The organism is Citrobacter sp. Cb041 (assembly GCF_030336655.1).
Classification (GTDB): domain Bacteria; phylum Pseudomonadota; class Gammaproteobacteria; order Enterobacterales; family Enterobacteriaceae; genus Citrobacter; species Citrobacter braakii.
Genome location: NZ_JAOWDD010000043.1, coordinates 265,718 through 287,451, shown reverse-complemented (window position 1 = coordinate 287,451; position 21,734 = coordinate 265,718). Strand labels below are relative to the sequence as shown.

Annotated in this window: 22 protein-coding genes and 2 pseudogenes; 5 read left to right on the top strand and 19 right to left on the bottom strand. The window is 53.4% G+C overall.

Features of this window, described 5'->3' with window-relative positions; translation table 11 throughout:
* Positions 1 to 71 precede the first annotated feature (71 nt).
* Both OGV52_RS22190 and OGV52_RS22185 read left to right on the top strand, forming a co-directional pair.
* A pseudogene (locus tag OGV52_RS22190) lies at positions 72 to 677 on the top strand (DNA methyltransferase); the annotation flags it as partial.
* Between the two features lie 429 nt (positions 678 to 1,106).
* Positions 1,107 to 1,667, top strand: coding sequence for an inclusion body family protein (locus OGV52_RS22185; RefSeq protein WP_233630046.1), 561 nt, complete (start codon positions 1,107 to 1,109; stop codon positions 1,665 to 1,667).
* 516 nt (positions 1,668 to 2,183) lie between these two features.
* On the opposite strand, the pseudogene OGV52_RS22180 reads toward OGV52_RS22185, so the two are convergent.
* A pseudogene (locus OGV52_RS22180) lies at positions 2,184 to 2,492 on the bottom strand (transposase); the annotation flags it as partial.
* A complete protein-coding gene (locus OGV52_RS22175) occupies positions 2,486 to 2,734 on the bottom strand; it encodes an SMODS domain-containing nucleotidyltransferase (protein ID WP_233630047.1) in 249 nt (82 codons plus the stop codon). The pseudogene OGV52_RS22180 and the gene OGV52_RS22175, both read right to left, overlap by 7 nt.
* 546 nt (positions 2,735 to 3,280) lie before the next feature.
* On the opposite strand from OGV52_RS22175, the gene narP reads away from it, so the two are divergent.
* On the top strand, positions 3,281 to 3,928 hold the full coding sequence (gene narP, locus OGV52_RS22170; RefSeq protein WP_016153764.1) for a nitrate/nitrite response regulator protein NarP: 648 nt from the start codon (positions 3,281 to 3,283) through the stop codon (positions 3,926 to 3,928).
* A gap of 59 nt (positions 3,929 to 3,987) precedes the next feature.
* On the opposite strand, the gene OGV52_RS22165 is transcribed toward narP, so the two are convergent.
* The 15 genes from OGV52_RS22165 to napF all read right to left on the bottom strand — a co-directional run bounded on the left by OGV52_RS22165 (position 3,988) and on the right by napF (position 16,173).
* Complete coding sequence (locus OGV52_RS22165) at positions 3,988 to 5,037, bottom strand: cytochrome c-type biogenesis protein CcmH (RefSeq protein WP_049281462.1); 1,050 nt, start codon at positions 5,035 to 5,037, stop codon at positions 3,988 to 3,990.
* On the bottom strand, positions 5,034 to 5,591 hold the full coding sequence (dsbE, locus tag OGV52_RS22160) for a thiol:disulfide interchange protein DsbE (protein WP_003834613.1): 558 nt from the start codon (positions 5,589 to 5,591) through the stop codon (positions 5,034 to 5,036). Before dsbE ends, OGV52_RS22165 begins: the two co-directional genes overlap by 4 nt.
* Positions 5,588 to 7,543, bottom strand: a complete 1,956-nt coding sequence (locus tag OGV52_RS22155; RefSeq protein ID WP_287109159.1) for a heme lyase CcmF/NrfE family subunit — start codon at positions 7,541 to 7,543, stop codon at positions 5,588 to 5,590. Before OGV52_RS22155 ends, dsbE begins: the two co-directional genes overlap by 4 nt.
* Positions 7,540 to 8,019 carry a cytochrome c maturation protein CcmE gene (ccmE, locus tag OGV52_RS22150; RefSeq protein WP_287109157.1) on the bottom strand — a complete coding sequence of 160 codons (480 nt, stop codon included), beginning with the start codon at positions 8,017 to 8,019 and terminating at the stop codon, positions 7,540 to 7,542. Before ccmE ends, OGV52_RS22155 begins: the two co-directional genes overlap by 4 nt.
* Positions 8,016 to 8,228 carry a heme exporter protein CcmD gene (gene ccmD / locus OGV52_RS22145; RefSeq protein ID WP_016157004.1) on the bottom strand — a complete coding sequence of 71 codons (213 nt, stop codon included), beginning with the start codon at positions 8,226 to 8,228 and terminating at the stop codon, positions 8,016 to 8,018. Before ccmD ends, ccmE begins: the two co-directional genes overlap by 4 nt.
* Positions 8,225 to 8,962, bottom strand: a complete 738-nt coding sequence (locus tag OGV52_RS22140; protein ID WP_016153769.1) for a heme ABC transporter permease — start codon at positions 8,960 to 8,962, stop codon at positions 8,225 to 8,227. Before OGV52_RS22140 ends, ccmD begins: the two co-directional genes overlap by 4 nt.
* A gap of 76 nt (positions 8,963 to 9,038) precedes the next feature.
* Positions 9,039 to 9,698, bottom strand: a complete 660-nt coding sequence (gene ccmB / locus OGV52_RS22135; RefSeq protein ID WP_003027542.1) for a heme exporter protein CcmB — start codon at positions 9,696 to 9,698, stop codon at positions 9,039 to 9,041.
* Positions 9,695 to 10,315 (bottom strand): cytochrome c biogenesis heme-transporting ATPase CcmA, encoded by a 621-nt coding sequence (ccmA, locus tag OGV52_RS22130; protein ID WP_016153771.1) that lies wholly within the window; start codon positions 10,313 to 10,315, stop codon positions 9,695 to 9,697. The genes ccmB and ccmA overlap by 4 nt, the downstream gene beginning before the upstream one ends.
* Positions 10,316 to 10,335: 20 nt before the next feature.
* Positions 10,336 to 10,938, bottom strand: coding sequence for a cytochrome c-type protein NapC (gene napC / locus OGV52_RS22125; RefSeq protein WP_003027548.1), 603 nt, complete (start codon positions 10,936 to 10,938; stop codon positions 10,336 to 10,338).
* Between the two features lie 9 nt (positions 10,939 to 10,947).
* Positions 10,948 to 11,397, bottom strand: a complete 450-nt coding sequence (gene napB / locus OGV52_RS22120; RefSeq protein ID WP_016153772.1) for a nitrate reductase cytochrome c-type subunit — start codon at positions 11,395 to 11,397, stop codon at positions 10,948 to 10,950.
* The gene (gene napH / locus OGV52_RS22115; protein WP_049281464.1) at positions 11,394 to 12,257 is read right to left on the bottom strand and encodes a quinol dehydrogenase ferredoxin subunit NapH; all 864 of its coding nucleotides are present in this window, start codon (positions 12,255 to 12,257) and stop codon (positions 11,394 to 11,396) included. Before napH ends, napB begins: the two co-directional genes overlap by 4 nt.
* Positions 12,244 to 12,939: a ferredoxin-type protein NapG gene (gene napG, locus OGV52_RS22110; protein WP_016153774.1), complete on the bottom strand. Its 696-nt coding sequence runs from the start codon at positions 12,937 to 12,939 to the stop codon at positions 12,244 to 12,246. Before napG ends, napH begins: the two co-directional genes overlap by 14 nt.
* Before the next feature lie 6 nt (positions 12,940 to 12,945).
* A complete protein-coding gene (gene napA / locus OGV52_RS22105; protein WP_016153775.1) occupies positions 12,946 to 15,432 on the bottom strand; it encodes a nitrate reductase catalytic subunit NapA in 2,487 nt (828 codons plus the stop codon).
* Complete coding sequence (gene napD / locus OGV52_RS22100; protein ID WP_016153776.1) at positions 15,429 to 15,692, bottom strand: chaperone NapD; 264 nt, start codon at positions 15,690 to 15,692, stop codon at positions 15,429 to 15,431. Before napD ends, napA begins: the two co-directional genes overlap by 4 nt.
* A complete protein-coding gene (napF, locus tag OGV52_RS22095; RefSeq protein WP_287109156.1) occupies positions 15,682 to 16,173 on the bottom strand; it encodes a ferredoxin-type protein NapF in 492 nt (163 codons plus the stop codon). Before napF ends, napD begins: the two co-directional genes overlap by 11 nt.
* 413 nt (positions 16,174 to 16,586) lie before the next feature.
* Between napF and eco the strand changes: the two genes are divergently transcribed.
* The gene (gene eco / locus OGV52_RS22090; RefSeq protein WP_029139607.1) at positions 16,587 to 17,084 is read left to right on the top strand and encodes a serine protease inhibitor ecotin; all 498 of its coding nucleotides are present in this window, start codon (positions 16,587 to 16,589) and stop codon (positions 17,082 to 17,084) included.
* A 47-nt stretch (positions 17,085 to 17,131) separates the two neighbouring features.
* Here eco and mqo read toward each other — a convergent pair whose 3' ends face one another.
* The gene (gene mqo / locus OGV52_RS22085) at positions 17,132 to 18,793 is read right to left on the bottom strand and encodes a malate dehydrogenase (quinone) (protein WP_016153779.1); all 1,662 of its coding nucleotides are present in this window, start codon (positions 18,791 to 18,793) and stop codon (positions 17,132 to 17,134) included.
* Positions 18,794 to 19,071: 278 nt separating this feature from the next.
* Between mqo and OGV52_RS22080 the strand changes: the two genes are divergently transcribed.
* Positions 19,072 to 20,319 carry a SulP family inorganic anion transporter gene (locus OGV52_RS22080; protein ID WP_287109155.1) on the top strand — a complete coding sequence of 416 codons (1,248 nt, stop codon included), beginning with the start codon at positions 19,072 to 19,074 and terminating at the stop codon, positions 20,317 to 20,319.
* Here OGV52_RS22080 and mgtE read toward each other — a convergent pair.
* Complete coding sequence (gene mgtE, locus OGV52_RS22075) at positions 20,282 to 21,718, bottom strand: magnesium transporter (RefSeq protein ID WP_016153782.1); 1,437 nt, start codon at positions 21,716 to 21,718, stop codon at positions 20,282 to 20,284. The two genes, OGV52_RS22080 and mgtE, sit on opposite strands and share 38 nt — an antisense overlap.
* Between the last annotated feature and the right edge of the window lie 16 nt (positions 21,719 to 21,734).

Below are 21,734 nucleotides of genomic sequence, written 5' to 3'. Positions count from 1 at the left end.
TATGAAAACCGTCAGCCCATTCCCTGGGGGAAAACATGGCCTGGCAAAAGTGTAGCGGTATTAGGCGCAGCTATTTAGCCAGTGATAGTCTAAAACGCCACATTATGACGCCGCTAATAGACTATTTTCGCAATGCGCGTGAGGCGCTGGGTGTCAGCTCGAAAGATATAGCGGCTGCGACTGGAAAGAAAAACATGGTTTCTCACTGGTTTGGTGGTAGCCAGTGGCAACTACCGAGCGAGATTGATTACCGTGTGTTGCAGACGTTGTTTGAGCGTATTGCTCTGGAGAGGCGCCAGCAACACAAACTAGATACACCGCGCCACCAGTTGGTGGTCGAATACCAGACGCTTAACCGTCAGTATTTCGATCTTCTGGATGAGTATAGGCATCTCCGGCGTCCTTTCTCTGTTACCGCTGCGGTACCGTATACCGATGTCTGGACCTATAAGCCGGTGCAGTTCTATCCGGGTAAGCATCCATGCGAGAAACCGGCGGACATGCTGCATGACATGATTGCTTCCAGCAGTCGGCCTGGTGATCTGGTTGCCGATTTCTTCATGGGTTCCGGTTCAGCGATAAAAGCAGCCCTTCAATTGGGCCGCCGTGTTATCGGTGTGGAACTGAAAACAGAACGCTTTGAGCAAACGAAAAAAGAGATCGAGGTGATGAAGTAGTAAAGTGGCTGGGTCGCGATAGGATGCTTGGTTAGCCTCACACTACGGGGTGAGGGAAGGTGGCTAAATGTATCACTGAGTTATCGTTGACATTTGATTTAAAGCATAAGCAGCATATTTTAAATGACACGGTGTGCCACGACCTATAATGGCAATAATTTAAGCTCTATTTTCATTCATTTTTTACATCAGTGAACAAAAACTGCATTCTTAATCCGTGTTTTTATAGTATCTATTTATATTTATTCACCATAAATATAAGTTTAAGTTAATTATAATTAAGGAGAGTATATTATTTTAGTTCTTAAATGCGACATTTGTCACCATTTTGTTTTTGCCATGAATGTAATGTGTACTGGAAGTTTGGTTTATGTTTCATGAATTAAAAGTAATCTTCTCCTAAAAATAACCAGCTCAAGGAATGATAACATGCAAAATCAAAATGATATGGCTATGCTTGATAGTGCAAGCTCTAAAATCATAAATGTTATGGTTGTTATTGATAGTGATTCAGTAGTGAGGGATTTTCCTAATCGCAGTCAGAATGCTGACAGTCCGACTGCGATTAATAACTCTAAGTATTTCTATATGGTGGCATGCTCAGACCACACACTCTCCGGTGCGGGAACAGGTTCGTTGCATATTAAAGCAAATGTTGGAGATGTTATTCGCTGGAATGGTATATCAGAGAGTGCTAACTTCGATTCAAGTATTCTTATTTACACTTTAAAGCGACTAAGCGGACAAGAGGTTTTTGTTACGCCAGATTTTTATGCTTTCAATAAGCGAAGCATGAAGCCAACGCAAAAAAACGTATTCCCCGTTATTTTAAATAATCCTCAGGATTATTGGTTTAATCAGGCTCCAATAGTCGGCGTAGGAACTGAGTCTTATACACTTCATTTTGCTTTATATCATCGTCCTAATGGCGGTGATCCTGTTTTGTATGGATATTTCAAATATGATCCACAGATTACTGTTGCATCTTGAAATCAATTTTTCTAAATGTAAGTTATTTTAGGATATTTATGTTTGCTAGGTTTCTTTCATGCTTGAAGTAAGCTAGCGTAGGGGATTCGGTTATATCTTCCCTGATCCAAGCCTTGGCACTCGCCGAGGCTTTTTCAGTTTGATAATCAACAACGGTGTCATGGATATCTCGCGCGGATGAAACGACGGTTTTTAATGTCCCGCAGCAGTGATAACCGCATCTGATATTTTTCAGAAGCCCCATTCGCAGTCGTCAGGATAGCGTTAATGCGTTAAATTAAATCTAGTGGGCGCGCGACCAGCCAAAAGCAGGAACACCAGCTTCGACGCTGGTGCATGTCCTGTCAGATGCAGCGTTAGGATGGTTTTATTCGTTTGAACAATTCATAAATTTCGATACAGATGATAGCAATCGCATAAAAGGGCCATAAAAAAGAAGTAGTCAGCGTGTCTGCTAGGTCGAATTCAATTTCATGCACTCTATCCCCATGGGCTAAATAGCTGCGCCTAATACCGCTACACTTTTGCCAGGCCATGTTTTCCCCCAGGGAATGGGCTGACGGTTTTCATAAAATGGCGAACTTTTTTCAGCAACTGCCACATTGAACGACACTGATGATTGCGTGTTATCGTGTCGTGAAGTGTTTGCCATAGCCGCTCAACGTGGTTCACCCATGGCGAGTAAACCGGTTGATAAATTATCCTGAACTTCGGATTCTGTTTCAGCCAGCGCTGGGTTTCCCGGCTTTTATGGATAATGTAGTTGTCCACGATTAGCGTGATAGTTTTCGCCCGCCGGGACGTGGCTTTGAGGTGTTTTAGTAGCTATTGTATTTTTGATACTCGGAATATGGTAGCTGAAAAATCATATCCAGATCGCTCAAGCCTTGCGTGGCTGTGTTTCGACCATATGACCCAACGTAGAGACTATGAGAAGTATCAGAACTGCTATTCCAAAAATCCGTATTTAAACGCTTCGTAATATTCTTATATCGAGTTGAAATTGTTCCACCATCTTTTACAGTAAGGTTGGAGCAAAATCCGCAAAACCACTCAGCTACACCCATGCTCAATTCCTTTTTTAAAAGCTAATGAAAAATTCAAGGACGCATGTTTCATGCATCATTGATAACTTTTTCAGTAAGCTGAAGCACATAATTGATGCTAACTAGCTGTTTCTTCAAGTGAGCAACCTACTTTAGCATCAAGGTATTATACCTACCAAGCATGGGGAGAAACCACCACCTAAACCATTGAAGTATATAGAGCAGATGTTGCTAAAAAAGCACTGTTTGTTTATACATGCGAATAGTACCTACCACCAGCAACGGTGCGGCTTCCAGCGTTTTATAGTCGGTGTCATGGGGTGTCGGGGGTCGGAGGTTCAAATCCTCTCGTGCCGACCAAAAATCCCAGAAAAACCAACCTTCATGGTTGGTTTTTTTATGCCCGCGATTCCACGTTCCTTCTTATGACTCCGGCCTTAAGCACAGGTTTTACTACTTACCCATGCACAAATTGGGGTAAAATTTACCCTCTCATCAGCGCGATGAAACTAGACGAGTGATGCGCTGAAAACAATAATGATACTAATAAAAACTCAGGAGAATAGTATGCCTGAAGCAACGCCTTTTCGGGTGCTGATTGTCGACGACCACCCACTAATGCGGCGAGGAATTAGTCAATTATTGCAACTGGATCCCGCATTTAACGTAGTCGCTGAAGCAGGTGACGGCGCCAGCGCTATCGATCTGGCTAACCGTCTGGACCTGGATGTGATCCTGCTGGATCTCAATATGAAAGGCATGAGCGGACTGGACACCCTGAATGCGCTGCGCCGGGATGGCGTCACCGCGCAAATTATTATTCTTACCGTCTCGGATGCCGCCAGCGATGTGTACGCCTTAATTGATGCCGGCGCGGATGGTTATTTACTCAAAGACAGCGATCCTGAAGTCCTGCTGGAGGCCATTCGCAGCGGCGCCAAAGGCGGTAAAGCTTTTAGCACACGCGTCAGCGAATATCTGCGCGAACGCGATCTGTTCGGCGCACAAGAAGATCCCTTCAGCATTCTCACCGAACGTGAACTGGATGTATTGCATGAACTGGCTCAGGGGCTGTCGAACAAACAGATTGCGTCAGTGCTGAATATTTCCGAACAGACCGTGAAAGTGCATATTCGCAACCTGCTGCGCAAACTCAATGTGCGCTCTCGCGTTGCTGCCACCATCCTGTTTTTACAAACGCGCGGAATGCAGTAATCCATGAAGAGGCCGGATAGCCCCGATATGCTAAGCGCTATCGGGGCTATTCTGGATACTTATTTCTCCTGCGGCGTTAGCTGCTCCATCGCCTGCTTAATGCTCCGTTCTATTACCGCCCGACGGGTATCGTTGGCAGGTAATAGTTTCAGCATCATCTCCCACGCCGCAACCGCCTCGCCGAAGCGCTGCTGTTCAAAGGCGTTGAAAGCGTACATGCTGAGAACCCGCACATTGGCATGTTCGCCACGCACCAGTTGGCGTAACAGCTCCCCTCCCCGACGGTTATCATCAGGATCGGAAGAACGGGTCAGCGCTTCCGCATAGCCCAGCGCCGCATCGCTGTTTTTAGGATCCAGTCGATAGGCATTGGCATAGGCTTCAGTGGCCGTACTGGCGTTACCGAGAACCATGCCAATGCGTCCAAGCATGATCCAGCCTTCAACATTTGCGGGATCGGCTTGTAAACGCGTGCGCAGCCCCAGCGCCAGACGCGCCATATCTTCTTCATTGAGCGGTTCCGCTTTCGGATCCAACGCCCGCTCCAGCAGCGCCGGAGCCTGAGCAGTGGCCTGCTGCCAGACCTGAACCTGCTTATAGCTGCCGATTTGGTAATAGCTTACTGCGCCAACCACCAGCGCCACCACGATACCAGGCACAAACAACCCGAATCCACCGCGCTTGCCATTCGGAATAACATCGTCAGGAAACGCTTCCTGTTTCACCCGAACGCGTCGGCGAGTACGGGCGAAAATAATCCAGCCCCCCAGACCAATCGCTACCACCGGCATCACCCACAGCAGCACGGTGAGCGGCGTTAACGGCGGATCGTACGTGACGAAGTTGCCGTAGCGCGCCACCATGTAATCGACAATTTCTTTCTGGCTTTTTCCTTCCTGCATCAGTTCGTACACTTTCTGACGCAGGTCGGTGGCAATCATCGAGTTAGAATCGGCAATGCTGTTGTTCTGGCATTTAGGACAACGCAGTTGTTCAGTAAGCTGGCGGAACTGCTGCTCCTGCGCTTCGTCCTTAAACTGCATCACGTCGATAGTCGCAAGCGCGGATCCCGAGATAACCAGCATTAGCAGGCCCAGTAAAAATCTCATTGCGCAGCCTCCTTACTGTACTTGTCCCATAACGGTTTGATCTCGCTCTCCCACACCCGGGCGTTCAGATCGCCGGCATGGCGATAGCGAATAATGCCTTTGCCGTCGATCAGGAACGTCTCCGGAGCACCGTACACGCCAAGATCCAGACCGAGCATACCGTCGCCGTCAAACAGACTTAATGAGTAAGGATTACCCAGCTCTTTCAGCCAGACAATGGCTTTCTGACGATCATCTTTATAGTTCAGACCCACTACCCGCACGCCTTGCGCAGACAGCTGATTCAGATACTGATGCTCGGCGCGACAGGTTGGGCACCAGGTCGCCCAGACGTTCAGCAATACCGGTTTGCCCTGCGTCAGCACATCGGCCTGATAGTGCTGACCCGGATTTTCCAGTGACTCCAGGCGGAATGTCGGAACAGGTTTGCCGATCAGCGCCGATTCCAGATTAGTGGGATCGTCCCCCTGAGCGTTACGCGCGAGCTGCCACAACAGCGCCGCCGCAATGATGAGAAAAATAATAAACGGAATTAACAGTGCGTTGCGCTTCATACAGCCTCCGACGCATTTTTTTGCACCGCGGCGCGAGGACGCGTCCGCTGGCGATAGCGTGGATCAAACAGGCAGAACAACCCGCCCAGCGCCATCAGCAATCCTCCGGCCCAAATCCAGCGAATAAACGGTTTGTAGTACAGGCGTACAGCCCATGCGCCATTATCCAGTTCTTCACCCAGCGCAGCGTACAGATCGCGCGTGAATCCGCCGTCAATTGCCGCTTCGGTCATCATCGAACTGGTGCTGTTATAGAAGCGTTTTTCCGCATGCAGCGTGGCTTCCGGCTTACCATCTCGGGTAACGCCAATAATGGCAACGCCGCCCCGGTAGTTTGGCCCGGTAATATCTTTCACTTCGCGGAAAGTGAACTGATAGTTATGGATACTAACGCTATCACCCGCTTTCATGCGCACATCGCGTTCAACGCTGTAGTTCTGGCTAAAGGCAATACCAACAATGGTAATCGCCAGCCCGACGTGACCCGATACCATGCCCCAATAGCTTGGCGTTAGCTTTGTCCCACGGGAAATACGCAGGAACGCTTCGGACATCGCCAGTACGAATATCCAGCACGCCATCGCCAGCCCCACCACTGTCATGGCGGCAATGCGATCCTCAAGCAGCCACGGCAGCAGCAGCGACAGAACAAGGGTGGTGACAAACGCGATAAGCAATAGCGTTTTCAGTTTACGCGGTCGGTCACGGCCCCAGCGCACTAATGGCCCAATCCCCAGCAGCAGTGCGAACGGTGCCATCAGCCAGGTGAACATGGTGTTGAAAAACGGCTCGCCAATCGAAATGCTGCCCAGCCCCAGCTGTTTGTGCACCAGCGGCAGCAGCGTGCCCAGTAGCACCACCAGCATGGCGGCAATCAGCAGGACGTTATTCCCCAGCAGCATTGATTCACGCGACCACAGCGCGTTGTTCACCCGTGAGCGAACCTTGTGACCGCGCACCGCAAACAGCAGCAGGGAGCCGCCAATTACCAGCACCATAAAGGCCAGAATAAACATCCCGCGCGACGGATCGGAGGCGAAAGCATGCACCGACACCAGTACGCCGGAGCGCACCAGGAAAGTACCTAACAGACAAAGTGAGAATGCGCAGATTGACAGCAGCAGCGTCCAGGCTTTAAAGCTGGCGCGCTGTTCGGTTACCGACAACGAGTGCATCAGCGCCGTTCCCACCAGCCATGGCATAAACGAGGCGTTTTCAACCGGATCCCAGAACCACCAGCCGCCCCAGCCCAGCTCGTAATAGGCCCAGGCCGAACCGAGCACAATGCCCAGCGTCAGAAACACCCACGCCGCCAGCGTCCACGGACGCGAAAAACGGGCGAATGTGCTGTCCAGTCGTCCGCTCATCAGCGCAGCAATCGCAAACGCAAAGGCGACCGAGAAGCCGACATACCCCATGTACAGCAGCGGCGGATGGAAAATCAGCCCCGGATCCTGCAACAGCGGGTTCAGGTCACGTCCTTCAATCGGGAAGTTCGGCAACGTGCGGGCAAACGGGTTGGAGGTAAACAGAATAAACAGCAGGAAACCGACGCTGACCATTCCCATGACCGCAAGCACGCGGGCGACGATATCCAGCGGCATGCGCTGGCTGAACGCCGCAACGGCGAACGTCCAGCCGCTCATCAGCAGCACCCACAGCAGCAGCGAGCCTTCATGCGCCCCCCACGTCGCCGCCACCCGATACCAGACCGGAAGCTGGGTATTGGAGTTGCTGGCGACGTAGGTCACGGTAAAGTCATTAACCACGAAGGCGTTGACCAGAATCAGGAACGCCCCCATCACACAGATAAACAGTACCCAGGCAAAGGGACGCGCGGAGGCCATCATCCGCACGTCGCCGCGCGCTACGCCCCACAGCGGATAGACCGACAGCAGTAATGCAACGCCAAGCGCAAGGCACAACAGCGCATTGCCAATTTCAGGCATCATGACGTTTTATCCTTATAAACACTTTCCGGGCGACGGTGGTTTTCCTGCATCGCTTTTTCGACTTCCGGCGGGGTGTAATTTTCATCATGTTTAGCAAGCACTTCTTTGGCCTGCACATGATTTCCCCCGTCCAGTTCGCCCTGAACGACGACGCCCTGCCCTTCGCGGAACAGATCCGGCAGAATGCCTTCATAGGTGACATCCACCACACCTTCGGCGTCATAGATGCTGAAATTCACCTTCAGCGACTGCGGATCGCGCTTTACGCTGCCAGGCATAACCATACCGCCCACGCGCAGGCGCTGGCCGACTTCAGGCATTTGCTGCGTTTCGCGCTTCCCGTAGAGTATCTCTCCCGGCGTATAGAACAGATCGATATTGGAACGCAGCGCGTAGAGCACCAGCGAAATGGTCAAAGCCAGACCTGTCAGGACCGCGCAGGCTATCCATAACCGATTTTTACGTCGAATATTCACGCCGCCTCCCGTTGCACTTGCGCCGCGCGCATGCGCGCTTCTCTCGCCCGCTGCTGCGCGACACCGCGTAAGATTGCACGATGCTGTAACGCAGAATGCAGCACCAGCGCCACCAGCGGGATAACGCTCATCGCCACAGCCAGCCAGACATACAAGGCGTAACCGCCCATCGCGAAAAAATCACTCCATGATGCAAATGCAGGGGTCATTGGCGGCCTCTTTTTAAGATCAGTTCGCTCACCCACGGGCGGCGTTTTTCCATCATCAAAATCAGGTTACGCATGCGCATCAGCGCCAGCGTGACAAACAGTAACAGGTAGCCGACGATCGCCAGACGCAGCGGCGCGCGCATTGCCGGATCGATACTCTGCTGCATACGGGTCGACCCCTGATGCAGCGTATTCCACCACTCGACCGAGTAGTGAATAATCGGCAAGTTGACCACGCCAATCAGCACCAGAATGCCGGCAGCGCGACCAGCCAGACGGCGGTCGTCAAAGGCATGCCACAGCGCTATGGCGCCAACGTAGAGAAACAGCAGCACCAGTTCAGAGGTGAGTCGGGCATCCCAGACCCACCAGGTGCCCCACATCGGTTTGCCCCATGCAGAGCCCGTCACCAGCGCAATAAAGGTAAACACGGCACCAATGGGCGCCATCGCGGCCAGCGCCAGATTGGCCATTTTCATCTGCCAGACCAGGCCAATAAACGCGGCAACGGCCATCGATGCATAAATACCCATCGACCAGATTGCTGCCGGAACGTGCAGATAAATAATGCGATAGCTCTGCCCCTGCTGATAATCCGCAGGCGCGAAGCCAAAGCCCCAGATCAATCCGGTTATCAGTACCACCGCGCTGGCAATCGCCAGCCACGGGATAAACCAGCCACAGATCTGATAGAGCCGAGGAGGCATCGCCAATTGATGAAGTGTTTTCCACATAGTTCAGTCACCAGACTCCGTAAATTAATATCCATTGTGCCGGAGCGCCTTGCCCGGCCTGCATATCTCAACTGCGCTACTGCACGCTTATCCGTAACGCCGCAGCTGTGGCAAACGGGCTTAGCGTGGCGCTGCCGACCAGCAACGCGCCCAGAATCGCCATGTACCCTTCAACCGGTAAGTGCATGGAAGCCGCATCCATCGCCGCGGTCGCAAAAATCAGTAAGGGTATGGTGAGCGGGAGTACCAGCACGCTTAACAGCACGCCGCCGCGCTTTAAGCCCACCGTCAACCCCACGCCCGGCGCGCCGAGGAAGCCCAGCGTCGGCGTCCCGAGTAACAAGGTCAGCGCCATAATTTTCCAGCCGTACATGTCCATGCCGAGCAGCAACGCCACCAGCGGCGAGAGGATCAGCAGCGGCAGGCCGGTCACGACCCAGTGCGCCATCACTTTCGCCAGCACCACTGCCGGCAGCGGCAGCGGCAACAGCATCAGTTGCTCAAGGCTGCCGTCCTGCAGATCATCACGAAACAGGCGCTCCAGCGCCAGCAACGACGCCAGCAGCGCCGCAACCCAGATGATGCCCGGTGCAATACGCGCCAGCAGTTGCGGCTCCGGCCCAATGCTCAGCGGGAACAGCGTAATAACAATCAGGAAGAACCATAAAGGATTGGCGATTTCCGCACTATGACGAAACGCAACTCGTAGTTCTAAACGGAAGATTCGCCACATCATTGCGTTGCCCTCTCGCTGGTCAGCGCAATACGTCGCACTTTATCGGTCTCGACATTGAGCGGTTGGTGGGTGGTGAGAATAACAATACCGCCCTGCTCCGTATGCTGCGCCATACGCTGAGTCAGTCGCTCAACGCCGTTCACATCAATGGCGGTAAAGGGTTCGTCGAGGATCCACAGCCGGGCGCGGGTCAGCCACAAACGGGCCAGCGCCACGCGCCGCTGTTGTCCGGCGGAGAGTTGATTCACCGGGATATCTTCATATCCGGCAAGCCCCGCCTGCGCCAGCGCAGCCAGACACTGTGCGACGTCGCCGTCATGGTGAAAGAAACGCAGGTTTTCCAACGCCGAAAGCCGGGTTTTTATCCCCGGCTGATGTCCGATCCACAGCAGTTGTTGATGGTAGCTGTCCCGCACGTGATGCAGCGGTTGCTCTTGCCAGCAAACCTCCCCTGCGTCGGGACGCGCCAGCCCGGTAAGTAACCGCAGCAAAGTGGTTTTCCCTGCGCCGTTGCTGCCGGTAATTTGTACCCATTCCCCTGCGTTGACGCGAAATGACAAATCGCTGAACAGTATTCTGTCATCCCGCTCGCAAAGTAATTCTCTGGCTTCAAGCATACCTGGTTATCTACATCCTGTTAAAATCCCGGTTTGACTTCGCGCATATCAGGCAGTTTGTGCGCTATCCCTTTATGACAGTCAATACAGGTTTGCCCGTCTTTCACGGCCTGGTCGTGCATTTTGGCCGCAACGCCTTTCTGGGCGGTTAAATCCATAAACTCGAAGTTGTGACAGTTTCGACACTCTTGCGAATTGTTATCTTTCATACGCCGCCACTCATTTTGCGCCATCGTTAAACGATGGTCTTCAAATTTCTGCGGTGTATCTATCAGCCCCAGTGCTTTCGCGTACAGCTCTTTACTGGCCTTGATCTTACGAATCATTTTCGGACCCCACTCATGGGGGACGTGGCAATCAGGGCAAGTCGCTCGCACACCACTACGGTTGTTGTAGTGTACGGTTTCCATGTATTCCTGGTACACCGTATTGCGCATTTCGTGACAGCTAATGCAGAACTCTTCTGTATTGGCCTTTTCCATACCGGTGTTAAAGCCGCCCCAGAAAATAATGCCGCCCACAAAGCCGATTAACAACAGCGTGCCGAGCGCCAGACGGCTGGGGCGACGCCACCATTGCCAGACGCGCTTAATCCAGCCTGGTTTACGGTTAGAATTTTCCATAATGACCTCTTATTTCCCGTAACCTTTCGAGGGGGTGAAGGTATTTTCAACAATCGGCGCGGCGTCAGCCTGCGGCACGTGACATTGCAGGCAGAAATAACGACGCGGCGCGACTTCAGCCAATACCTTACCGTCGCTGTCCATAAAGTGCGTCGGACTGATGCGCGGCGCACCGGTGGTGCGATAGCTTTCCACACCGTGACATTGCAGGCAGCGGTTAGTGTTAGTCGTCACCTGATACCCTTCAACGCTGTGCGGAACCATCGGCGGCTGATTCACATAGTTCAGCGGCATACGCACTTGCTCTTTCGGCATGCGAATCGCCCCTTCTTGTGTCCCTGAGACTTCCGGTGACTGACTCAGATCCACTCCGTTTGCAGCCCAAACGGCCCCACTGACTACCAGGGCCAGCGCAGCCGTCCATTGACTCAGCGCTTTAATCAGGTCATGGCTTTTCATGATTTCGCTCCCGAACTCCATCGTGTTGTTATTGTAAAAACATCCTCAGAACAGACATCCACACAGCGACCGCAGGCCATGCAATCGCGGCTGGTTACCTGCACCGGACTTTGCTCATCCAGCACCGGCGCACGTAGCACATGCGGTTCCGGGCAAACATGAAAACAATCCATACAGCGGTTACATCTGTTACGTTCTTTTGCCGAAACGGTTAATGCACCTTTACTCCCCACCACGCTATACAGCGCACCCAGTGGGCAAAGATGCCCGCACCAGCCATGCTCAACGACCAGTAGATCAAATAAAAACAGCGCGAGGATCAGCAGCGCCCCGCTGCCAAATCCCATGACCAGGCTCCGTCCGAGCAGAGAGACTGGGTTTATCCACTCCCACAGCAGCGTACCGGTCACGGCGGAACCGACCAGGATAACCACCAGCAGGACGTACCGTATATGGCGCGGCAGGGTTGCAGACTGATTCAGGTCAAACCTTCTGCGCAACCAACTGGCTAAATCGGTGACAGGGTTCATGGGACAAACCCAACTGCAAAACAGTCGCTTACCCGCCAGGGCATACAGCACCGTGATGATGACCGCCCCCATTAACGCAACCGTCGCCGGCAGGTGTCCGCTGGCCAGGCTTTGCAGGGTAATCAGCGGATCGGTGAACGGGATGGAGTCCAGCAACAGGCTGCTACTGTAATTGCCATGCAGGATCCAGACGCCAAGCCACGGGCCGCTAAGGAACATCGCCAGTATCAGAAACTGGCTCAGACGACGCAGCACCAGCCAGCGATGACTCTTCCACCATCCTTTTTTTGCCTGCGCTTCACGCCCGGCGTCACGTTTACGATTTGCCATTGTTCCCCTCCAGCCAACCGAAGCGGTAATGGTGTCCTAACTCCCCTTTCGCCAGCGACAGGGGTAGCACTTTTATTGCTGGCTGCTCCAGGACGCAGACTTTTTCGCATTTCCCGCAGCCGGTACAGGCATCGCTGTGTACGGTCGGAATAAACCGCGCATGCTTGCCGGTACGCATGTTGCGGTCCAGCTCCAGGGTGATAGCCTCATCGATTTTCGGGCATTCGCGATAGCAAACGTCGCAGCGTAATCCCTGATAGTTGAGGCAGTTTTCGTGATCCAGCAGTACCGCCAGCCCCATGCGTGAATCGTCAATAGATTCAATGTCCCTGTCCAACGCGCCGCTGGGGCAAACTTTGGCGCACGGAATGTCTTCACACATTTCGCAGGGAATATCACGCGCGACAAAATACGGCGTACCGGCAGCCAACCCTGAGGCCAGCGTCGCCAGCTTCAGCGTGTCATACGGGCAGGCCTGAACGCACTGACCACAGCGCACGCAGGCACTGGCGAATGCCTCCTCGCTCAGTGCGCCTGGCGGGCGCAGCCGCACGCCGGTTGCACGTGCGGTTTGCTGTTGCAACCCCAGCGCCACGCCAACGACGGCCAGTCCGCCCGCTGCGCGAACCATATCGCGCAGAAAGCGGCGGCGGCCATTTTGGGGTTTTGCTGACCGGGACATAACGCGTTACACCTTCGCCAGTTTCACAGCGCACTTCTTGAAATCCGTCTCTTTGGAGAGCGGATCCGTCGCATCCAGCGTCAGGTTGTTCACCAGCTGTGCGGCGTCGAAGAACGGCATGTAGACCAGCCCCTGCGGTGGACGGTTACGCCCGCGCGTTTCAACTATCGAGATAACTTCACCACGACGGGAAACCACTTTGACTTTGTCGCCACGGCGCAGATCGCGTGCTTTTGCATCCAGCGGATGGATAAACAGCACAGCTTCCGGGAAAGCACGGTGCAGCTCAGGTACGCGACGCGTCATACTGCCGGTATGCCAGTGCTCCAGCACACGTCCGGTAGACAGCCACAGGTCGTACTCTTTATCCGGCGCTTCTGCGGCAGGTTCAAATGGCAGCGCGAAGATGACCGCTTTGCCGTCCGGCTTACCGTAGAACTTGTAGCTTTCACCCGCTTTCACGTAAGGGTCGTTGCCTTCGCTGTAGCGCCACTGGGTCTCTTTGCCCTCAACGACCGGCCAGCGTAAACCGCGCGCTTTGTGGTAATCGTCAAATGGCGCAAGGTCATGCCCGTGACCGCGACCAAACCAGGCGTACTCTTCGAACAGTCCTTTTTGCAGATAGAAGCCCAGCTCGCGGGATTCATCGTTCAGCTGATCTTCAGCCAGTTCAGCCACCGGGAATTTCGTCACTGCAGGCGTGGCAAACAGTACGTCATACAGCGTTTTGCCGCGCAGTTCCGGTTTCTGTGCCAACAGCGCTTCCGGCCACACTTCTTCTGTTTTGAAGCGACGAGAGAACTGCACCAGTTGCCACAGATCCGATTTCGATTCACCCGGCGCTTTAATCTGCTGACGCCAGAACTGTGTACGGCGTTCCGCGTTACCGTAAGCACCTTCTTTCTCTACCCACATCGCGGTCGGCAGGATCAGGTCGGCCGACAGAGCGCTGACCGTCGGGTACGGATCGGAGACGATGATGAAGTTGCGCGGATCGCGCCAGCCCGGCATACGCTCTTCGTTGATGTTCGGACCTGCCTGCATGTTGTTGGTACACATCGCCCAGTAGACATTGAGCTTGCCATCTTTCAGCGCACGGTCTTGCGCCACGGCATGCAGACCGATTTTTGCCGGAATGGTCCCCGCCGGAATATTCCAGTGCTTCTCACAGATATCGCGGTGTTTTTCGTTCGTAACCACCATGTCCGCAGGCAGACGGTGGGAGAACGTACCGACTTCACGCGCGGTACCGCAGGCGGAAGGCTGACCGGTCAAAGAGAACGGACCGCAGCCTGGCTGGGAGATTTTACCGGTCAACAGGTGCAGGTTATAGACCAGGTTGTTGGCCCACACGCCGCGGGTATGCTGGTTGAAGCCCATCGTCCAGTAGGAGATGACTTTTTTCTTCGGATCGGCATACAGCTGCGCCAGCTGTTCCAGCTGATCTTTCGGTACGCCGGTCATTTCGGCGGTTTTATCCAGCGTGTACTCGGCAACAAAGGCTTTGTAATCCTCAAAGCTCATCGGCTCAGAGGCATCGGATCCCGGGTTTTTCGCCGCTTTTTCCAGCGGATGGGTTGGACGCAGACCGTAGCCAATGTCCGTCACGCCTTTACGCAGATTAACGTGCTTGCTAAAGAAATCCTGGTTGATCGCATTGTTTTGAATGATGTAGTTAGCGATGTAGTTGAGGATCACCAGATCGGTTTGCGGCGTGAAGACCATGCCGTTATCCGCCAGCTCAAAGCTGCGGTGCTGGAAGGTGGAGAGCACCGCGACATTAACATTGGGATCGGACAGACGACGGTTGGTGATGCGCGACCACAGGATCGGGTGCATCTCCGCCATATTCGCGCCCCACAGGACGAAAGCATCTGCATGCTCGATATCGTCATAGCAGCCCATCGGTTCATCCATACCGAAGGTACGCATAAAGCCGACTACCGCTGACGCCATGCAGTGACGCGCGTTCGGGTCGATGTTATTCGAACGGAAACCCGCTTTAAACAATTTGGCAGCGGCATAACCTTCCCAAATCGTCCACTGACCCGAGCCGAACATACCGATAGACTCCGGGCCTTTCTCTTTCAGGGACGTTTTGAATTTCTCTTCCATCACGTCAAAGGCCTGGTCCCAGCTAATCGGGGTGAACTCGCCTTCTTTGTGATACTTACCGTCCTTCATGCGCAGCATCGGCTGCGTTAAACGGTCTTTTCCGTACATGATTTTCGGCAGGAAGTAACCTTTGATGCAGTTAAGCCCACGGTTAACCGGCGCATCCGGATCGCCCTGGCATGCCACAACACGCCCTTGCTGCGTCCCGACCAATACGCCACAGCCCGTCCCGCAAAAACGGCACGGGGCTTTGTCCCATTTGATGGCTTCTTGCTGACCGACTACCGCACGGGCTACGCCCGGCACGCTTAACCCGGCAGCCGCCGCAGCGGCCGCAACGGCGTTAGCTTTCATAAAGCTACGACGACTGAGTTTCATGGTGTTTCCTCACCTTGCTCATCCTGCTGGTGATAAACCAGCGACACCGCCAGCACGCCCGCAACGTTGCGCACTGACTCAATAGTTTTCATTAACGTTTCGCTGTGCTCAGCTTCCACCACCACGATCAGTTGACCGCTTTCCACATCGCTGAGTGCAACTTCGCAACCTGGGAATGAACGCAACTGCGTGGCGATATCATTGATATGCTGACTTTTGGCCTGAACGACCAGGCTGCAGACCTGCCAGTTATTGTCCATGGTTGTACTCCGCGTTAATGGCTGATACCGGGCAGATAGCGACACATGCGCCACATCCGTTACAGTCCTGATTGTCAAGCTGCGGCTGATAAATGCCGGACAGCGTGGGACGAAAGGTTATAGCCATGGGTTCACAGCTATCCTGACAGCGATGACATTCAACGGACTGATGTGCGAGACAGTTTTCCCCAATCGTAAAATTCAGATCCCATGCCCTGGTGTGGCGCGGAAGAAAAAGGGATTCAGAACAGGCCTCTGCGCAGGCATAGCAAAAGCTACACTCGCCGTGTTTGAAATTTACGCTAGGGTAACCGCCCTGGCCTCGCTGCAAGATGTCGGTTTCACACGCCTGGATGCAGGCGTCACAACGAAGGCAATGGGCCAGAAAGTGAGAGTTTTCCTTGCTCCAGGGCGGACGGATCCCTGAGTTGGCGTTTCGCCAACTGCCTGTCAACATGCCTCGACGGGATAAATCAACCATGACATTGTCCTTCCATAATGACGCCCTCCCCTGGTGGGTTGAACGACATAAAAAACTGCACTATTTATGAGTAGTTATTTTTAGTCGTAAGATATTTCAGGATGTGTTAGAGGTGCATACCCCAATCGGGGTAAATGCTGTTGCCGGATCAAAGGAGTGTTGAGTTGGCGGGAAAAAATGCGCTTTTGCTCACATTTCAATGAGTTATATAACACTGTATATAACGAACCACTCAAAAAGAGAATGATTTTATAATTAAGATTATTCTTAGAATATATCGCTAGTCTGAAAGCAGACCTCTACCAAATACACTAAAAATATAAGTAAATCCAGATTAATCGATTATGTAAATATGTTAACCTGCCCCAGACTCGTTCATAAGATAGAAGAAAGGAAACACTGTGAACAATAAGATGAAAACAATTGTCCCTGCCGTACTTTTCGCCGCCTTTGCCAGCGCCTCTGCATGGGCTGCCAGTAACGATGCCGGCGCTCAGCCGCTGGAAAAAGTCGCCCCTTATCCTAAGGCGGAAAAGGGTATGAAGCGCCAGGTTATCCAGCTTACTCCTGAGAAAGATGAATCTACTCTGAAAGTAGAACTGCTGATCGGACAAACGCTGGAAGTTGACTGCAACCAACACCGCCTGGGCGGAGAACTGGATAGCAAAACGCTGGAAGGTTGGGGATATGACTACTATGTCTTCGACAAAGTGACGTCTCCGGTTTCAACCATGATGGCCTGCCCGGACGGTAAGAAAGAGAAGAAATTTATTACCGCGTATCTGGGTGATGACGGCATGCTGCGCTACAACAGCAAGTTACCGATTGTGGTCTATACGCCGGAGAACGTGGAAGTGAAATACCGTATCTGGAAAGCGGAAGAGAAGATTCAGGACGCAGTCGCGCGATAAGTAAGAATGTGCCGGAGGGCGGCGTACCGCCTTATCCGGCATTTTATTTACAGTGCGATATCCGCTACAGCTTTCTGCTCAGGCTGCGGTTGCGCCTGAGGTTTCAGCTGAGGTTTCGGCGCTTCATCAGCAGCCTGCGGCTTGTCATATTTCAGCCCCAGAACATCACTGGTGTATTGCAGCTCTTGTTCCGTAGCTTCAACGTTACCGTTCAGCTTGGTACCATAAGACGGAATAATGGTTTTCAGTTTCGCCTGCCACTCAGGGCTGGCCACTTTATCTTTAAACACTTTTTCCATCAGATGCAGCATAATCGGCGCCGCGGTTGATGCACCCGGAGAAGCGCCCAGCAGCGCGGCAATGGTGCCCTCTTTATCGCTGACGACTTCGGTACCCAGACGCAGCACACCGCCCTTCTCCGCATCACTTTTAATGATCTGCACACGCTGGCCCGCCTGCCATAAACGCCAGTCTTCTTTTTTCGCCTGCGGATAGTACTCTTGCAGCGCGGCAAAACGGTCGTCATCGCTGAGCATCACCTGGCTTACCAGATATTTCACCAGATCGAAGTTATCCAGACCCACGTTGACCATCGGCATAAAGTTCGAGGTGGTGGTCGAGCTGAGCAGATCCCACAATGAACCGTTTTTCAGGAACTTGGTGGAGAATGTCGCGAATGGCCCAAACAGCACGACGCGCTTGCCATCAAGGATACGGGTATCGATGTGCGGCACGGACATCGGCGGCGCGCCAACGGAGGCCTGACCGTACACTTTCGCCAGGTGGCGATTCACCACGTCCGGATTATCCGCAACCAGGAACTGCCCGCCAACCGGGAATCCGGCATAACCTTTCGCTTCCGGAATGTCGGTTTCCTGCAACAGCTTCAGCGCAGCGCCACCGGCACCGATAAAGACAAACTTCGCCTTGATATCGTGTTCCGCTTCGTTATTTTTCAGATCGGCGACCGTGACGGTCCAGCTATTGTCGGCATTGCGTTTAAAGCCACGCACTTCGGTACTCAGTTGCAGCGCAAAGTTGGGCTTTTTCTGCAACGAGGCAATCAGCTGGCGCGTGATTTCGCCGTAGTTTACGTCAGTACCAATCTCGGTACGCGTTGCCGCGACTTTCTGCTTCGGATCGCGGCCTTCCATGACCAGCGGCGCCCACTCTTTAATCTGCGCGTGATCTTCGGAATAACGCATGCCACGGAATAACGTGCTCTGCTGCAGTGCGGTGTAACGGGCACGCAGGAAGTTCACGTTCTCGTCACCCCAGACAAAACTCATGTGCGGAACGGTGGTGATAAATGAGCGTGGTTCATGCATTACGCCATTATTGACCTGATAGGCCCAAAACTGGCGGGAGATCTGGAAGGCTTCGTTGATTTCGACTGCCTTTTCAATGCTGATGCTACCGTCGGCCTTTTTAGGCGTGTAGTTCAGCTCCATCAGTGCGGAGTGGCCTGTTCCGGCGTTATTCCAGCCGTTTGAGCTTTCCTGCGCTACACCATCCAGTCGCTCAACCATGGTCATTGACCATTGCGGTTCCAGCTCCTGTAAATAGGTTCCCAACGTGGCGCTCATGATGCCGCCGCCAATCAACAGTACATCCGTTTCCTGCTCTTCCGCCGCTTTCGCTTTTGCCGCCATCGAGACAACATTCAGCCCAACGGCCATGGTGAAGAGCATGGCAGTCACTTTTTTCATAATGTTAATGCCTTACTTTTAGTATCGCTTTTTTGCTTTTAATGCAGGTGAAAATCGAGCGGCATCAACGGTAACACTTAAGTAAAAATATTTAAATATTGTTTATAAATTATATTTAATTTTTAAAAATGTTATTAATACGTTGATAGTTTATACGGTTATTGACAATCATTTCTGGAAACCGGTCCGTCAGACAGGTACTATGCTGCGCTTTGCTATTCACCGCACGGATGCCTGTCGGTCTGCTGTATCGGGCCATTTTTGACCTAAGAGTAACGATGTCTGCCACTCAACCCTCCTCTGTCGCAGTAGCGGAGCACGCGACGCGCGCAGTGCTGCGCCAACCCCGTTTACTGGTTCGCGAAACGCTGGCCGGTGTGGTAACCGCCCTGGCGCTGATCCCGGAAGTGATCTCTTTTTCCGTTATCGCCGGCGTCGATCCTAAAGTCAGCCTGATAGCCTCAGTCGTACTGTGCCTGGCAATGTCATTTTTAGGTGGCCGTCCGGCAATGGTTACCGCAGCGGCAGGATCGGTCGCGCTGGTGATTGGCCCGATGGTGCATCAACACGGCGTCCAGTACATCCTGCCTGCGGTGGTGCTGGCCGGGATTATTCAGATCCTGTTTGGCATATTGGGGATGGCACGTCTGATGCGATTCATTCCTACAGCCGTCATGACCGGTTTTGTGAACGCGCTGGGTATTTTGATTTTCTTTGCCCAAGTCCCGCATTTCTGGGGTAAAAGCCCGCTAATCTGGGGGCTGTTTGTCCTGACCCTGTTGATTGTGCTGTGGGTTCCGCGGTTTATTAAAGCGATCCCCGCGCCGCTTATCGCCATTGTGCTGCTGACGGTGTTCACTGTCACCAACGGACAACTATTACCGACCGTCGGTGACGAAGGTTCAATGCGCGGCGGCCTGCCGGGATTCACGCAGTTATTGGTACCGCTCAACCTGCAAACGCTGGCGATTATCTGGCCCTGCGCGCTGAGCATCGCTTTTGTCGGATTAATGGAGTCGCTGTTAACCGCCCGTCTGGTGGATGACCTGACGGTTACGCCGTCGAATAAGAATCGCGAGAGCGCCGGGCTGGGGATAGCCAATATTCTGGCCGGTTTTTATGGCGGCATCGCTGGGTGTGCGATGATTGGTCAAACCATCGTTAACGTCGAGATGGGCAAAGGACGCAGCCGCATCTCGACGGTCGCCGCCGGGCTGGTGCTGTTGTTGCTGGTCACCGCCTTAAGCGAAGTAATGGCGAAAATCCCCATGTCGGTGCTGGCGGGAATTATGGTGATTGTGGCGGTGAAAACCTTCAGTTGGCACAGCATCCAGCCCGCTACGCTGCGGCAACTCCCCGTTACTGAAACGCTGGTGATGCTGATGACCGTCGCGGCAACGGTGTCAACCGGCAACCTGGCGCTTGGCGTGGTTGCCGGGGTGATGACGATGCTCATTCTGCCGCGTATCGTCAGAGGCAAACGTGCGGCTACATCAGAAACAGCGTTGCCAGACCGAGAAAAATAAAGAAACCACCGGTATCGGTGATTGCCGTAATCATGACGCTCGAGCCGACCGCCGGGTCGCGCCCGAGCTTCACCATCGTCATCGGAATAATAACGCCCATCAACGCCGCCATCAGCAAATTGAGCATCATCGCCAGGGTCATTACGCCGCCGAGCGCCATGTCATCGTACAGCCACCAGGTAATGCCGCCCATAATTCCGCCCCACACGAGGCCATTAATCAACGCCACGCCCATTTCGCGCAGGATCAAAAACGTCAGGTTTCCCGGCTGAATATTTTGTAGCGCCAGCGCGCGAACAATCATGGTGATGGTTTGATTCCCGGTGTTGCCGCCGATCCCCGCCACAATCGGCATCAGCGAGGCCAGCGCGACCAGTTGCGAAATTGTATGTTCAAAGCCGTCGATCACTCGCGAAGCGATAAAGGCGGTACAAAGGTTAACGGCCAACCACGCCCAGCGGGTTTTTACCGCTTTCGTGACGGGGGCAAACACATCCTCTCCGGCGCTTAAGCCGCCCATTCGACGCAGATCGGTATCAGTTTCTTCATAGACCACATCGACGATCTCATCGATGGTTAAACGGCCCATCAGTTTACCTGAAGAGTCAACAACCGCGGCACTGACCAGGTCGTCACGTTCAAAGGTTCGCGCGGCGTGTTCGGCGATATCTTCCGGAGAAAAGGTGAGCGGATCATCTTCCATCACCTCGCTGACTTTTCGCTGCACGTCATTGAGCAGAATACAGGTGAGCGTCAGTTCCCCGACCAGCACTTTATTGCGGTCGGTCACGAAGAGTTTATCGGTGTTCTCCGGCATTTTACCCAGCCGCCGCAGGTAGCGTTGTACCACTTCCAGCGTCACGTCCGGACGCACGGTGATAACTTCGAACTCCATAATCGCACCGACGCGATTCTTCTCGTAGTGCAGCACTTGGCGGACGCGCGCCCGCTCCTCGGCCGGTAACGTCGCCAGCAGTCGACCCGTGAGGTTACGAGGGAGGTGCTGAACCAGATAAATCTGTTCGTCGATATCAAGGTATTGCAACGCATCCAGCAGCTCACGGTCGCTCATCTCATCGATCAGGTCGTCCCAGACGTTTTCTGACGCCTCAAGCAGGACGTTACCGCGCTTTTCACTTTCGACCAGTCGCCACAGGGCGTGACGCTCTTCAGAAGGTAATGCTTCGAGGGTATCCGCCAAATCGGGCGGCGGCAGGTGGGCGACCAGCGCCCCTACCTCAGCAATATCGTCGGCTAACGTGCCGACGTCATATTGCTCAGCCAGGGTAAGCTTGCCCAATAGCGTTGAAACAACGGCTTTATCAGTGGTCAGCAGCCAGATAAGACGCGCACGCTCTTCATCACGCAGTCTGGCGCTGTTTTTGTTTGTTACAGGCATTAATCATAAATCCATG